Genomic DNA, 15,484 nt, shown 5'->3' on the forward strand with positions numbered 1-15,484 from the left:
GCTAAGCTAGTTCTTTGACAAGACTCAAAGCCCTATCGATTTCTTCCTTGGAGTTATAAATATGAACGGAATGCCGTATCATTTCGTTGCCTACCGAACGGGGCTGTAAACGTTCCTTGTCCCACATATATTTTTGCAGGTCAGGGCCGCTCATGCCTGTAACCCCGTAGGTGGTGATTCCTGCCGCCATATCCTCGTTGGTAGATGAATAAAACGTGACGTTTTTTATTTCCTTAAGGCCATCCCTGAGATATTTGCCGAGTTCCTTCACACGGGCCAACCATACATCATGACCAATGGTATTGAAGAAATCCACAGCGGCATCATACCCCGCCATCAGTCCTGCATTTCCCGTTCCGTTCTGCATCAAACGGAAACCATGATCCTCTTGATTGTCCCAATTATAGCTGGCAATGGTGGTCCAAATATCGCCCACTACATCTTTATTGATATAGAGCAATCCACTGCCCGAAGGAGCTAACAACCATTTGTGCAGGCTGGAGTAATACGCATCGCAACCGATGTCCTTAACATCCACGGGTATCTGCCCCACGCATTGAGCACCATCCAAAACGGTGAAAATGCCACGTTTTTTCGCTTCCGCACAGATTTCCTTCACAGGCATTACGGTTCCGAAGCCTGAAATTATATGGGGTACGGCTATTACTTTGGTCTTGGGTGTGACTTCCTTAAAAATGGCATCCACGATTTCTTGGGGGTCGTTCGCAAGTTCGGGCATGGTGGCCTGTTTGTACACACAGCCTTTACGTTTGGCCAACAATTGCCAGGCTCCGAATCCGCCCCCGTGTTCCTGATTGGTATTGAGCAGTTCGTCGCCTTCCTGTAAATTGAGGCCCATCCCCACGTAGTTCATACCGAACGTAGCGTTTTGTGTCAGGGAAATTTCCTTGAAATCACAGTTGATGATCTTGCCCAGCTTGGTACGCAGGTCTTCGTAGGGAAAATAGCCCGTCAACAATTCGGGTCCCGAACCATTTTTATAGTCCACCGTAGCCGCTTCTACGTTCCAGTGCATCATGTGGTCGAACATTTTGTCGAGTACATAGCCTGGGGGCGGTCCCATGGTGCCGTTGTTAAAGTAGGTCTGGCCTTCTTTTAAGGGAAACTGTTTGCGGACCATTTTCCAATACGCCTCATCTTTGGGTGCATTGGTTTTTAGAGATGAGATGGACCAATCTTTTTGGGGGTCAAAAGAGATCAACGGTAACGACATCATGGCCGCTGCTCCCTGCTTCAGAAATTTTCTACGTTGTGACATATGGGTTGATTGTTGATTGAACATTGACATTGTTCGTCAGTCATGAAAACCGAGTCCTTTCAATATCTTGGGAATATACTTCTCCACACGAGATGCGCGGGTCTTTGACTGTTTCGCCCCTGCAAAATAGAGCAAATAGCCTTTTTGTCTGCCTGGAGTCAATGCTTCGAACGCTTCTTTCAAATCGGCATCGGTATCCAAACGTTCTTGAAACTCTTCGGGAACATCATATTCCGAAATATTTTTAAAGTTCACCTTCAAACCCTTTTCATCGGCTTCAATGGCCTCAAAAATATAGGCCTTCAACACATCTTCAAGTGCAGCGATTTCTTCCACTTGAGTGAACCGCACCACTCGCCCTGCTTGGGAATTCTTTCCAGGCTTTTCCAAAATCCCATGTTCATCTTTTAAAAGTGCCCCCTTAAAAAAACTCAGCGTCGCACTTTCTTTAAAGGCCACGACCATAACTATGGTATGGCCGTTATGGGTATAGCAGGGCACTTTCCATTTTAATTCCTCCGTTAATCCACAACTCAAAACGAGTTGCCTTAGGTATCTGAGTTCCTCTTGCCAAGTATGCACCTTACAATTCGGTGTGCCGACCAGCGAACATCTACCGCATCCTTCCTGCAAATACGAGTCAATTTCGGGATTCATAGGTGTGACAAAAGATTAATTGTGGCCCCATTGGGGTCTTTTACAAAGAATCGGCGTACACCCCAACTCTCGTTCCTTAATTCGTAAACTATACTGAACTTATTTTCTTGGGCCTGCTTGTACAATTGGTCCACGTTGGACACCTCGATGGATATAAAGGATGCGTCAACTATGGGCTTATCATTCTTAAAGATATTGATTTGCGCCGTTGGATTTTCTTTCGAGGCAAATGTTATGACCCATCCAATATCCATCACCAATTCCATCCCTAGGAAATCCATATAAAACAATTTGCTTGCTTCGAGGTCATTGGAATGGATGTTGGGAACAATTCTACGCATTGCTACAAGGATTTATTTAAAAACTACTGTTCGTTATGTCCTTTCCCTTCAAAAATTTTGGGGATGGATTTTTCAATTCTGGTTATTCTGGTCTTGGATTGTTTGGCTTGGGAAATATGGAGCATATACCCGCGTTGTCGACCCGGCGTCAATGCCTCAAATGCTGATTTGAACTCTGTATCCGAATCCATTTTCTTCTGAAGCTCTTCGGGCATATCAAACTCGGAAGTCTTTTTTAGCTTTACTTCCAAACCTGCTTTTTCCACTTCAATAGCTTCATAGATATAAGCTTTTAGAATTTTTTCTTGTTCTATAATTTCTTCAACATCAGTAAATCTAATCTGGCGTGCGGACTGCACATTCTCGGTCTGTTGCACTAAAATATGTTCTGTATCCTTCAACAAAACGCCTTTATGAAACAACAAAGCGCAATATTCCTTAAAGCCATGAATCAAAAAAATATTGTTGTCATTCAAGGTATAGCAGGGCTTGCCCCATTTAAGCTCTTCGGTCAAACCTGTGTCGAGCGCAATTCTTCGTAATTCCCTGAATGCATTTTGCCATTGGGATGGCTTTTCAAAAAAGAAATCAACTTTTGGGTTCATGATATTTATTTTTGAGGGTTCCTTTCAAAGGAAATGCAAATTCTTTGAAAATTTGGCATCACTTCTCTCCTTTTTGCTTCATTACCTTTAAACAATCCCTTAAATTTAAGTGCTAATTCAAAACAATGAAAAATAAATTACTTTCCCTACTCCTACTTTTTGGAGTAATCAGCGTCTCGGCCCAGGACAAAATCATTGGGTTCAGTGAATCAGCTTCGGAGGCACAAAAAGAGCTCGAAGCCAAATACGAAAAACAACTTTCCGCCGACAACCTCGACCAATGGATGAAGCGCATGGCCGCCGAACCCCACTGGGTAGGCACCGAATATGGCGAAGAGAACGTAAAATGGATGGAAAAACAGTTTAAATCTTGGGGCTACAAAACCAAGATAGATACCTACCACGTGCTGTTTCCCTATCCCAAGGTTCGTTTGCTGGAATTAACGGCACCCACCACCTACACAGCATCTCTGGAAGCCATTCCCGTGGAGGGCGACCCATACACCGCGCAGGGCGACAAATTACTGCCCAGCTACAATGCCTTCTCCACCGATGGCGACGTAGAGGCTGAACTTGTCTTTGTGAACTACGGAATCCCCAGCGACTACGAAGAGCTCGAAAAACTGGGTATCGATGTAAAAGGAAAGATCGTGATCGCGAAATACTACGGTTCTTGGCGAGGGATCAAGCCTAAACTTGCCGCCGAAAAAGGTGCGATTGGCTGTATCATTTATTCCGATCCCGAGGATGATGGCTACGCCCAAGGGGATGTTTATCCGAAAGGCGCATTTAAGAACAAAACAGGCGTACAGCGCGGTTCCGTAATGGATATGCCGTTGTATCCTGGTGATGTGTTGACCCCTGGTTATGCCGCCACCAAGGATGCCAAGCGTTTGGACCGCGAAGAGGCGCCCACCATTACCAAGATTCCCGTATTGCCCATCTCCTACGAGGATGCACAACCGCTTTTGGAAGCATTGGAAGGCCCTGTGGCCCCCGCTTCTTGGAGAGGCGCTTTGCCCATTACCTATCATATCGGGCCTGGACCCGCCAAGGTGCACTTAAAATTAGAGTTCGATTGGCAATTGAAGCCAGCCCATAACTTGATTGCCACTTTGGAAGGTGACGAGTTCCCAGACGAGTGGGTGATCCGTGGCAACCACCATGATGCCTGGGTACATGGTGCCAGTGACCCCATCAGTGGTATGGTCGCTTTAATGGAAGAGGCCCGCGTAGTGGCCCAATTGGCCAAGACAGGCAATAAACCAAAACGTACACTGGTCTACTGTGCCTGGGATGCCGAAGAACCTGGACTGATCGGGTCCACCGAATGGGTGGAGGACCATATTCCCGAATTAAAAGAAAAGGCCGTGGCCTACATCAATACAGATGGCAATAGCCGCGGTTATTTGGGTGCTGGAGGATCACATTCCCTACAGGCCATGGTAAGCCAAGTGGCCCATGCGGTGACCGACCCACAAAAAGGCGTGTCCGTAGCGGAGCGTCGCAAGGCTGCCAATGTTATGCGCGGTGGCGACAACTCCTTTAAACTGTCCGCTTTGGGCTCTGGGTCCGATTACACCCCGTTTATACAGCATACGGGCATCCCCTCGTTGAACCTGGGCTTCGGCGGTGAAGGTTCTGGTGGGGAATACCACACCATTTACGATACCTATACCCACTACACCCGTTTTAAAGATCCTGGTTTTGACTACGGTGTGGCCTTGGCCAACACAGCGGGGCGTATTTCGTTGCGTTTGGCAAATGCCGAGGTGTTGCCGTTTGAACTCACCCAATGGCACAGCACCATCGAAGGCTATTTGGGCGAAGTGATGAAAACCTTGGAGGGCATGCGTGCCGAAGTGGAAAAACACAACAAACTGGTCGCATCAGATGCCTACCAACTGACCATGGACCCCAAAAAACCAGTAGCACCCGCAAAAATGAAGGAAGAAGTACCCTATTTGGACTTCTCGCCCATACAAAATGTGGTTGCCGAACTAGAAAAAAGTATCGAGGCCTTTTCCAAGGCCGATGTACTTGCTTTGTCCAGCGCCAAAAAGGCTCAACTGAACGAAAAGTTGATGGGCTTGGAGCAGGTATTGCTACAGGACAAGGGTCTGCCCCGTAGGGACTGGTTCAAGCACCAGATCTATGCCCCTGGATTTTACACAGGGTATGGGGTAAAAACACTTCCAGGCGTGCGCGAGGCCATCGAACAGAAGGAATGGAAAGAAGCACAGGAACAAATTGGGGTATTGGCCACTACCCTTAAGAATTTTAATGCCGAAGTACAGAAACTGAATAGCATTGTGCAGTAGCTAGTTTCTCCTGAAAAACCTAGACCTGACCCTATTGTGCAAACTCCTGTTGTATTTATACCGTATTTCTTGAGTTAAAAATTAGTTGCCTGACCTTTAGCGTCAATAATTTCTTGGTATGAATTAATTCAAAAACAACTCGCATTCTACTTTCGTGATGGATTAGAAACCCCAAAATATTTTTATCATGAAAAAGAATTTGATTTTATTAGGTGTCCTGTTTATAGGATTTACCTCTTTCGCCCAGAATACGAACAATGTACAGCTAGGAGTACGTGGTGGTGCCAATTTTGCTACCGTTGCAGGTGATGATTTTGATAGTCCAGACTCAAGAACATCATTTTACTTAGGTTTGTTGGCCGAAGCGCCATTGTCCGACCATGTGTCATTGCAGCCAGAGGTGTTCTACTCAGCACAAGGTTTTGATATTACCGATGAACCGGATACACCAGATGCACAATTTCAGGTTGACTATATACAGGTTCCTGTACTTTTAAAGTTTTACATTGCTGATGGACTTAACATTCATGGTGGACCACAGTTTGGTTTTAAAGTGAACGAAGAGCTTGATTTTGATCCAGGAGAGGATTCTGGTGATTTTGATTCGGATTCCATCAACAGCTTTGATTTTCAGGGAACAGCTGGTGTAGAATATAAATTCCCATCAGGATTCTTTATTCAGGGAAGATACTCTTATGGTTTTTCCGAGATGATCGAGGATGTGGACGTACATAACTCCGTATGGTCCGCAGGTCTTGGATTTATGTTCTAATAGAACTGTAAAAAAAAATTGAAAAAGGAAATGAGAAACTCCATCTATTAACTTAGATGGAGTTTTTTTTGCTTAAAATGCTTTAATGATTCATTTGTTGGGTAATTTTAGTCTTTCAGGTAATTCATCTACAAAACTCAACTGTATTCAAAATAATGCTCAAGAGGTACTGTTTTTATAGGGTATGACACTAAGGTGACATCTAAATGTCGTGGCGCTGTCATGTACGCTCCGATAACTTTGTTCCCGAACTAAAAATCATATATCATGAACAATTCATCAATTGGGGAACGATTAAAATATCAAAGAAAAATTAAAGGTTACTCGCAAGAAGAACTAGCAGACAGAACCAATGTAACCGTCCGAACCATTCAACGAATAGAAAAGGAAGAGGTCTCCCCTCATCTAAATACCATCAAACTTTTGGCCATTGCGCTGGATATTGAAGTGGATGAGCTTGTTGCTTTGGATGATCCAAAAGAAGAAACCGTAAAAAAGAAATGGTTACTCTTGATGCATGCAACGCCCTTGGCCGGGTTGATCTTACCACTATTAAATGTACTGATTCCACTTTTTCTGTGGATTCACAAGCGGGAAGATAATCCTGTGTACAATGAACATGGCATCAAGGTCATTAATTTTCAGATTACAGTACTGATTCTGGCCATTTTGTCCTTTGTAAGCTTGCTGACTATTGAAAAGTGGGGGTTTTTCATTTTTATTTCAGTGGTACCGATTTGCATTGGGATAATGTTGTTCAACATCGTGTATGTAGTACAAAAAAATAAATGTTATTATCCGTTCTCCATTCCATTTCTCAGATTGAAGAAAAGCAGAACATTTGTTTTGATGGCTTTGATAGGTATGACGCTACTGGGCAGTTGTGCTGTTCAAAAGCAAGAAACCATCGAACGTTTGGACGGTTCTGTGGTAACCAAGGACTCTGTAACCGCCAAAATCCACCAATTGATGGATGATGCCAAAATATATGGTACTGCCATATCAGTTTTTAACGATAACCAACCCGTCTATCAAAAAGTTTTTGGTTATAAAGATTATCCAAACCGTATTCCATTGACCGATTCCACCAACATTTATGGGGCTTCCTTTAGTAAAGCTGTATTTGGTGTTTTGGTGATGAAGCTGGTGGAGCAGGGTATTATTGATCTGGATACGCCACTTGAATCTTACTTGCCACAAAAAATATATGACTACGAACCCCAAACAAGTTGGCACGATGATTTTTCCAGCTTAAAGGAAGATTCGCTCTACACTAAAATAACAGCTAGAATGTGCCTGGCCCACACTACTGGGTTTAAAAATTACAGATGGTTCGAAGAGGATTATAAATTACGAACGCATTGGGAACCGGGTACCAAGTTTGGTTACAGTGGTGAAGGCTTTATTTATTTACAAGTAGTACTGGAAAAATTAACAGGAAAAGGTCTGGAGCAGTTGGCCCAGGAAAATATATTTGAGCCTCTGGGCATGAAAAATTCCGCCTACGAGTGGAAAACCAGATTTGACAAGGATTTTGCATTGGGCCACGATGAAGATGCGAAAGCACTTAAAAAGGACAAGGACAATGAACCCCGTGGTGGAGGTACTCTGGAGACGACTTCCAAGGATTACACCAAATTTCTCACCGCTGTGCTCAACCAAGAATTGATCAGTAAGGAATCCTACGAAGAAATTTTCACTCCACATATTCGTATCAGAACAGAAAAACAATTTTATGAGGGTGAAGGCAAAATCACGGATAAATATGATGATATCAACCTAGGTTATGGATTGGGTTGGGGCTATTTTGAAACACCTTATGGCAAAGCAGTTTTTAAGGAAGGTCATGGCAGTGGATTTGTACACCATTCCGTTTTATTTCCAGAAACTGGAAAAGGAATAATGATTATGACCAATTTTGAGAACGGGAACAGTATCTTCAAGGAATTACTAGAGGTTGTTTTGATGGATACTTATACCCCTTGGGAGTGGGAAAATTATATTCCGTACGATAAAAAATGACCCATTTTTATAACATTACAAGTATCTTTACTGGAACATAATAGAATTTTTCAGAAGAGCATGGCAAAGAAAAAGTACATCATATCAGTAATACAATTAAACCTGAACAATACTCCGGCGAACAATTTGGTCAAATGTACCGAGTGGGTAAAAAAGGCAGCGAGTAAAGGGGCCGAGGTCATTTTGTTGCCCGAGCTGTACAGCAGCCATTATTTTTGCCAGAGCGAGGACACGGAGAACTTTGCGTTAGCGGAACCACTTTATGGCACTTCTTTCAAGGCGTTCAGTGCGTTGGCAAAAGAACTCGGCGTGGTCATAATTGTTCCGTTTTTTGAAAAGCGAATGGCCGGGGTGTACCATAATAGTGCGTACATAATTGATACGGATGGAACAGAGGCCGGATTATATCGTAAAATGCATATTCCGGACGACCCACATTTCTATGAAAAATTCTATTTTACTCCAGGAGATCTCGGGTTCAAGAACATTCCTACCAAAAAAGGAAATATCGGCACCTTGATCTGTTGGGACCAGTGGTATCCGGAGGCAGCAAGGTTAACGGCTTTGCAAGGAGCGGAAGTACTCTTTTACCCTACTGCCATTGGTTGGCATCCCCAGGAAAAAGAGGAATTTGGTGAAAAACAGCACGGTGCTTGGATGAACGTAATGAAAGGGCATGCCGTTGCGAATGGGGTCTATGTGGCCGCCGCCAACCGAATCGGGCTTGAAAAATATCTTCCAGACACTAATGGCATCGAGTTTTGGGGGTCTTCATTTATCTGTGGACCACAGGGAGAGATTTTGGCGCAAGCATCCAATGATCAGGAAGAAATATTAATGGCCGAAGTAGATCTGGACCTTCAGGAAAATGTAAGGCAAAATTGGCCGTTCCTTAGGGACAGGCGTATAGATATGTACGGTTCCATTACCAAACGCGCCATCGACTAATATGGAGAAGGAAAATTGGGTATTTCCAGCAGAATGGGAAAAGCAAGAGGGTATTTTGCTTTGTTTCCCTCATAATGGTAACGATTGGCCAGGTAAGTACGGAGCCATTCAATGGGCCTTTGTGGAATTCATCAAAAAAGTTTCGCAATTTGAAAAGGTGATTCTTGTAGTATCATCAGAAAAACTTCGGGATAAAGTGCATGGTATGTTGAGCACGGCGCACGTTAACATGGAGAAAGTTTCCTTTATCGTGCACAAGACCAACCGGAGTTGGATGAGGGATTCTGGCCCCATCATCGTCAAAAATGGAAAGAAACGGAAAGCCATCAACTTTAACTTTAATGGTTGGGCAAAATATACCAATTACAAACTGGATAAACACGTGCCCAAAAAGGTCTCGGATTTTTTAAATATTCCTGTTGAAAGGGCAGTGTATAAAGGCAAGCCCATTGTTTTGGAAGGCGGAGCCATCGATGTGAACGGTAAGGGCACCTTGATCACTACCGAAGAATGCCTTTTGGACCCTAATGTTCAGGTAAGAAACAAAGGCTTTACCAAAGAAGATTATGAGGCCATTTTTAAGGAGTATTTTGGGGTTACCCATACCATATGGTTGAAAGACGGCATCAAAGGCGATGATACACACGGACACATTGATGATTTAGCACGATTTGTAAATGAAGACACTATTGTCACCGTGGTCGAAAATGACCCCAAAGCATCCAACTATGCTCCGTTACAAGAAAATTTGAAGCGTTTGAAACGGTCAAAATTGGAAAATGGAAAATCACCAAAGATTATCGAGCTGCCAATGCCCCATCGTTTGGAATTCGATGGTCTGGAATTACCAGCCAGCTATGCCAATTTCTTGATTTTGAACAAAGCTGTTTTGGTGCCAACCTTTAATGATAGCCGTGATCGCGAAGCTTTAAATATCTTGTCAGAGGTATTTAAGGATAGAGAAGTAATCCCAATAAATGCCATTGATTTAATATGGGGGTTCGGAACTTTGCACTGTCTAAGCCAGCAAATACCCGTTTAGGTACAACTTTTATTCTTTGCCTCAATCCATTTTGCCATATACTTGGTGCTCATCATGGTTTGATGTTGCAGCAACTTTCCAATGAAATTTTGTTCACGGTGAGTTTCCAACGCTCTGCGTATTTGGTTCACACGCTCTTCCAGGCGGTCTTGTAAAAATGCTCTGTTATAAATAGTTTGAAGAAGTTCAAGCCCTTGCTCTTGAGCTGTCTCCCACAAATCTTTGCTTTGATGAAGTTTTACGGAAATTTGGGCGAACGCTTTCCAGTTATTAGTGATCGCGCCGTTCCAGGGAAGGTCTTTGTGCATACCTTCCGCACCTACCGTGGTAGTTACGCTGGGTGTTCCGGTTCGCATGGCATCCATTAGTTTCCCCTTTATACCGGCTCCAAACTGTAAGGGTGCCAATAGAACTTTTGCGCTATTGAGTACGACATCCACATTTTCGGTCCATCCTTTCACATAAAATCCTGATTTTGGATGGTGCATTTGACTCACTTGTTGAGGTAAGTACGCGCCATAAATGTGAATCTCTGCATCGGGCAATTCTTTTCGTATGCTAGGCCATATCTCTTGCTTTAGAACTTTAATGGCATCAACATTTGGTGCATGCTTGCCGTTACCAATGCTTATGAAGCCTTTTCTATCATCAAAAGGGATAAACTTTTCTTTGGATATGGTCGAAACATCAACCATGAAAGGTAAATGCATGAGCAACTCCGATGGAATATGAAGTTCTTTTTGTAAAATTTCCATTTCATAAGTGGAAATTATTAGGCTAAGGTCACAACGATAGATACTGGCTGTTTCCCGCAGGGTCATTGGATGGTTTTTCCAATGATCGGTCACAAAGGGACTTTGTTTTCTAGAAGCTTCTTCCCTAGCCTTTCGTAAAGCATGTAAATCTTCTGTATTGAGAATACGCAACGCTTTTGGGGCAAATTCAGCAACTCGCCATCCAAATTGCTCTTCGATCATAAAGCGGTCAAAAATGACAATGGTGGGCAACAGTTTTTTAATAAAATCATCAAAACTGGAATGGTTGAGTTGAATGGTGACTTCGGCGACTCCGACTTTTTCCAAATCCAGACTATACTCTGTTCTGCTTGCCGTACTCGCAAAGGTGATTTTGTAACCAAATCTTAAAAATGCTCCCAATAATTGTTGCATACGGCAGCCCGCAGCAGTAGTGCTAGGCTCTGGCCATACAGACCCAATGACAAGGAGTTTTTTTGACATGTTAAATTACAGATACATAGGTAAAGCGTAAAAGCACTAAGTGCAAATCCAAAAATTCAGATTTACATTTTGGCAGCGAACATTTTAGAGATGCTGGAGCGTAATTTACGCTCATAATCCTCTTCCAACCACTCTTTATAGTTTTTAGTATTGTTCATAATACAATAGGAATATTGCTTGACCCGGTACTGGATTTCATCTTTTAGCTCTTTGGCCAAAATACGGGCATCGAATACATCCTCACTATTTTCAACGCATATTTGAGCGTGCTGTTCAATACTTTTTTCGAGGACCAATTTTGATTTTTTTCCCTGCGCAAAAATCTTTTTGTATTCCTCTTTTACATCAAATGTGATGTTATCGGAGTTACTGAATTTGGCACGGAGCTCATCTGGCATCTCATAAACAAAATCACGCTCGATTTCCTCATCATTTTTAATGTTCTCCAAATAAAAGTCAGGAAAAAGAAAAATTTCCTGCCAATCCACCGGGGCATCCCATGGGCCAAAACGGGCAATGTTGTTACCCATATCGATTACGTTGAACTCATTCTTGTTCGGAAGAACCCTAGAACCTCTACCGATCATTTGGAAATACAGGGTAAGTGACCTTGTGGCCCTGTTCAAAATAATGCTCTCGACCGTAGGTTCATCAAAACCAGTGGTGAGAATACTAACAGAGGTCAATATGGCATCGGGAGTTTCCGCGAACCACTCCAAAATTTCCTTTCGTTCGGTTGCCGTGTTTTTGTTGTCCAAGTGCCTAACATTATAGCCCGCCTTTTTAAAGGTCTCGTAAACGTAGAGGGACGTGTTGATACCGTTGTTGAAAATCAATGTTTTTGTACCCTTCGCAATCTCTTCGTAAGCTGTAAGCAGTTTGCCGAGCATACTGTGGGCACTGTAGAATTCATCGGAAGATTTTACGGTATAGTCCCCATTAATGCCCAGTTTTAAGGTGCGTAGGCTGACATCGTAATTGTAAAGATTGGCCTTGGCCAAGAAATTTTTATCGATCAACGATTGTATGGACTCCCCAATGATCAAATGCTTGTAGTTGTCTTTCATCGGGAGTTTGATGTTGGAACTCAACGGGGTTGCCGTTACGCCCAAAATGGTGGACTTATCAAAATATTTAAAGAGTTTCCTAAAGGAATTGTAGTGGGCTTCATCGATAATGACCAAGCCAATATTATTGATTTTGACTTTTTCTTCCTGTAAACGGTTGTTCAAGGTTTCCACCATGGCAACAAAGCACATATAGTCGTCCTGATCATAAAGCTCTTTAACCTCACTGTTGATGACTTTGTTGGCTACTCCAAATCCCTTGAGCATTTTGGAAGTTTGTTTGCTAAGCTCTATCCGGTGTGTAAGTACCATTACCTTTTTTCCGGTCTGCTCAATAAACCTGCGGGTGATCTCAGAAAATACTACTGTTTTTCCGCCTCCTGTTGGTAGTTGGTACAAAATATTGGTACCCTCCGGAAGCTCGTCCAGTTGGGTGAAGATTTTGTTCAGGTCTTCTTCCTGATAACCGTATAATGTTTTCTTCTTGACTTTTTTGTTTACCTCCAAAGGGAATGCGTTATGGATTGTTAAATAAAAAACCCTACAAAATTAGGGGTTTTTTGCGCTTGAGACCAATCCTTCTTGGCTTTTCTATCAAAATTGTATTAACAATTAAAATACCACTCCTTTTTTTGTGAATCGCTTATCTGCTCATAACATTTTGATAACAATAACATTTTGGACTTGGAAAAATGCATATTATAATGTATAATGATAGTTTATAACATTAGTAAACCAGATACAAGAATGAGGCAGCTAAAAATCATCAAACAGGTCACGAACCGGGAATCCAAATCACTTGACAAATACTTGCAGGATATCAGTAAAATCGATTTGATCACCGCGCAGGAAGAAGTTGAGCTAGCACAGAAGATCAGGGCCGGTGACCAAGCTGCTTTGGAAAAATTGACCAATGCAAACCTAAGGTTTGTGGTGTCCGTTGCAAAACAGTACCAAAACCAAGGGCTAAAGCTCCCGGATTTGATAAACGAAGGAAACGTTGGATTGGTAAAAGCAGCCAAACGTTTTGATGAAACCCGCGGGTTTAAATTTATTTCCTATGCTGTTTGGTGGATTCGCCAGTCCATTCTACAAGCTTTGGCGGAGCAGTCCCGTGTTGTACGTTTGCCATTGAACAAAATCGGGTCAATAAATAAAATAAAAAAGACATTTTCCTATCTAGAGCAAGCCCATGAACGTCCGCCGTCACCAGAGGAGATTGCCAAAGAATTGGACATGACGGTTTCCGAGGTGAAGCAATCATTGAAAAATACAGGTAGACATGTATCTATGGATGCGCCATTAAAGGAAGGTGAAACTTCCAATCTATACGATGTTCTTAATGCCGGAGATTCCCCAAAACCTGACAAAGGGCTGATGCATCAGTCTCTGAATACAGAAATAAACAGGGCTTTGGATACATTGTCGCCAAGAGAGGCCGATGTGGTACGCCTGTATTACGGTATAGGTGACCAACCATCCATGACCTTGGAGGAAATTGGAAGCACTTTCGATTTGACCAGGGAACGTGTACGCCAGATTCGGGAGAAGGCCATTCGAAAATTACGGCATACATCAAAAAGTAAAATTTTGAAGTCCTATCTTGGATAAGTCAAGACAGTCAATAAATAAAAAAGGGGATGTTTTTTTGAAACACCCCCTTTTCCATGATATACACTTAAACATCATTGCTTGCTCAAAAGACTAATATCAAAGTCGGTGAGCATGTCTTTCAAATCTTGAATAAAATTCAAGTAAGCGGCGTTTTCTTTGTTAGGGTTTTTCATGGTAACAAGTTTTGGGTTGTTGGCTAACTATAGGTAATCAAGTTCGGCAAGTTCGTTTACCGTCAAAATTTCGTTGAGTTCTTGTAAAAAGGCTAAGTACTCTTCTCCGTAGGTATCGTATAACATGGTAATCTTTGGTTTTGGTTCGGGGGTTTTTAGGTATAACGCAGTTTCACACATAACATTATGTTGCTTTCACAAATTGTGGTGAACATATCAAATTATGAAGTGAAATGTTTTTATTTCATATTTAAAATGTCGAGTTCAACTTCAAAATCAAGTTCGTTGTCTATTTTGCTCGGCCTAATATTGAACTCGTCATAAATAAAACAAAGGTTCATGGGCAATCTTCTTCGTTCCGCATCGGACAACACGCCCAATTTTGACTGCAGTTCGTTTTTAACGGCAAAAGCCTTGTTACTGATTTTCGGATTGTGATGGGATTCCAGTTCAGAAAGGAAGGGAATCTCTTTCCTATCCCCTACCTTCAACATTTCATCCAATAACATTAATTGGCACTCCAAGTCTTCCGTATGCTGGAACAAAGGATAAAATATGCTTTGAAGGTATTCGGGCAGTTGGTTGGTTTCCATTTTGATTGTGTATTAGATTGCGCGGAATATTTCCATTTCAAAATCTATTTGCTCTTGAATGCGTGGATACTCTTGAAGAAATTGATCGTACAAAAAGTCAAGGTGCTTTTTATCCCTATCCGTTTTGCACAACCTTGAAATTTGTTGGGTCACTTCCAAAAGCCCTGATGTCTTCATCATACGCAACGAAGGCATTATTTTTTGACAGGAAAGCTCGAGCTCTGTATAATTTTCGTTCATTAGATTGACTTTGGCACTTCCGACAAACTCAAAAATGTTTTGTTTGAACATGCGCACCAACTCTTCCAATAGTTCAATTTGCCCCATGCAATCCTCCAAAACGGGTTGGAGATCAATCTTTTGGGAAGAAAAACCAGCTTGAAGGCTCTTCTCAATAAATTCAAAATCGGTCGACATACGTTCTCTATTTTTATTCTGATCTTGAGGCTTCTCTTGTATGTTCTGTATCCTTTTCTTAATCTCTTCCACAATACTTTTTTGTGGTTCAGAAAGAATTGTATCCTCCAAGGACTTTATAAGCATCAAAATTTCGCTGTCATTCGGGGCAGTAAATGATTTACTATCAGAACCTTGGATGCCTACATTTCTATATAGGTCTTCGAGCTGCTTCATTTCGGAAATCCCAAAAACTTTGCTTTCAAGTCCAAACTTGAACATTTCAAAAGTCTTTTTAAGTTCTCCAGCCTCAACTACTCCCAATTCTTCATAAGAAAAAGAACTCAAACCTATTTCAAGCTTCTCCAGATACGTTAACAATTCGCGTGTTCCCAATTTTTTGCGTTAATGGTTAT

14 protein-coding genes are annotated in these 15,484 nt (G+C 42.3%); 6 read left to right on the plus strand and 8 right to left on the minus strand.

Translation table 11 applies throughout. The features are described from left to right. Nucleotide 1 precedes the first annotated feature (1 nt). From J0656_RS03480 to J0656_RS03495, 4 genes are read right to left on the minus strand one after another with little or no spacing between them, the layout of a single operon-like run. Entirely contained in the window at nt 2-1,279 is a 1,278-nt protein-coding gene (locus J0656_RS03480; RefSeq protein WP_207031590.1) for an aminotransferase class V-fold PLP-dependent enzyme, read from the minus strand. Between the two features lie 36 nt (nt 1,280-1,315). Next, entirely contained in the window at nt 1,316-1,936 is a 621-nt protein-coding gene (locus J0656_RS03485; RefSeq protein ID WP_207031592.1) for a YdeI/OmpD-associated family protein, read from the minus strand. Continuing rightward, nucleotides 1,933-2,277 (minus strand): VOC family protein, encoded by a 345-nt coding sequence (locus J0656_RS03490; RefSeq protein WP_207031595.1) that lies wholly within the window; start codon nt 2,275-2,277, stop codon nt 1,933-1,935. Before J0656_RS03490 ends, J0656_RS03485 begins: the two co-directional genes overlap by 4 nt. 23 nt (nt 2,278-2,300) lie before the next feature. Then, a complete protein-coding gene (locus J0656_RS03495; RefSeq protein ID WP_207031597.1) occupies nt 2,301-2,882 on the minus strand; it encodes a YdeI/OmpD-associated family protein in 582 nt (193 codons plus the stop codon). Nucleotides 2,883-3,007: 125 nt separating this feature from the next. On the opposite strand from J0656_RS03495, the gene J0656_RS03500 reads away from it, so the two are divergent. The 5 genes from J0656_RS03500 to J0656_RS03520 all read left to right on the plus strand — a co-directional run bounded on the left by J0656_RS03500 (nt 3,008) and on the right by J0656_RS03520 (nt 9,987). After that, nucleotides 3,008-5,203: a transferrin receptor-like dimerization domain-containing protein gene (locus J0656_RS03500; protein WP_207031599.1), complete on the plus strand. Its 2,196-nt coding sequence runs from the start codon at nt 3,008-3,010 to the stop codon at nt 5,201-5,203. A 187-nt stretch (nt 5,204-5,390) separates the two neighbouring features. Beyond that, on the plus strand, nt 5,391-5,975 hold the full coding sequence (locus J0656_RS03505) for a porin family protein (RefSeq protein WP_207031600.1): 585 nt from the start codon (nt 5,391-5,393) through the stop codon (nt 5,973-5,975). Nucleotides 5,976-6,242: 267 nt separating this feature from the next. After that, nucleotides 6,243-7,997 carry a serine hydrolase gene (locus tag J0656_RS03510; RefSeq protein WP_207031602.1) on the plus strand — a complete coding sequence of 585 codons (1,755 nt, stop codon included), beginning with the start codon at nt 6,243-6,245 and terminating at the stop codon, nt 7,995-7,997. Between the two features lie 60 nt (nt 7,998-8,057). Beyond that, nucleotides 8,058-8,945, plus strand: coding sequence for a carbon-nitrogen hydrolase (locus J0656_RS03515; RefSeq protein WP_207031604.1), 888 nt, complete (start codon nt 8,058-8,060; stop codon nt 8,943-8,945). Nucleotide 8,946: 1 nt separating this feature from the next. Then, entirely contained in the window at nt 8,947-9,987 is a 1,041-nt protein-coding gene (locus J0656_RS03520) for an agmatine deiminase family protein (protein WP_207031605.1), read from the plus strand. Here J0656_RS03520 and J0656_RS03525 read toward each other — a convergent pair. Then, entirely contained in the window at nt 9,984-11,225 is a 1,242-nt protein-coding gene (locus J0656_RS03525; protein ID WP_207031607.1) for a glycosyltransferase, read from the minus strand. The two genes, J0656_RS03520 and J0656_RS03525, sit on opposite strands and share 4 nt — an antisense overlap. A 62-nt stretch (nt 11,226-11,287) precedes the next feature. Beyond that, entirely contained in the window at nt 11,288-12,799 is a 1,512-nt protein-coding gene (locus J0656_RS03530) for a DEAD/DEAH box helicase (RefSeq protein WP_207031609.1), read from the minus strand. Between the two features lie 240 nt (nt 12,800-13,039). Between J0656_RS03530 and J0656_RS03535 the strand changes: the two genes are divergently transcribed. Then, nucleotides 13,040-13,903, plus strand: coding sequence for a sigma-70 family RNA polymerase sigma factor (locus J0656_RS03535; protein ID WP_100818963.1), 864 nt, complete (start codon nt 13,040-13,042; stop codon nt 13,901-13,903). 415 nt (nt 13,904-14,318) lie between these two features. On the opposite strand, the gene J0656_RS03540 is transcribed toward J0656_RS03535, so the two are convergent. Further along, nucleotides 14,319-14,672, minus strand: a complete 354-nt coding sequence (locus tag J0656_RS03540) for a hypothetical protein (protein WP_207031611.1) — start codon at nt 14,670-14,672, stop codon at nt 14,319-14,321. A 12-nt stretch (nt 14,673-14,684) separates the two neighbouring features. Then, on the minus strand, nt 14,685-15,464 hold the full coding sequence (locus J0656_RS03545; RefSeq protein WP_207031613.1) for a hypothetical protein: 780 nt from the start codon (nt 15,462-15,464) through the stop codon (nt 14,685-14,687). Nucleotides 15,465-15,484: the final 20 nt, after the last annotated feature.

It is taken from the genome of Flagellimonas aurea (assembly GCF_017313785.1).
Lineage (GTDB): Bacteria > Bacteroidota > Bacteroidia > Flavobacteriales > Flavobacteriaceae > Flagellimonas > Flagellimonas aurea.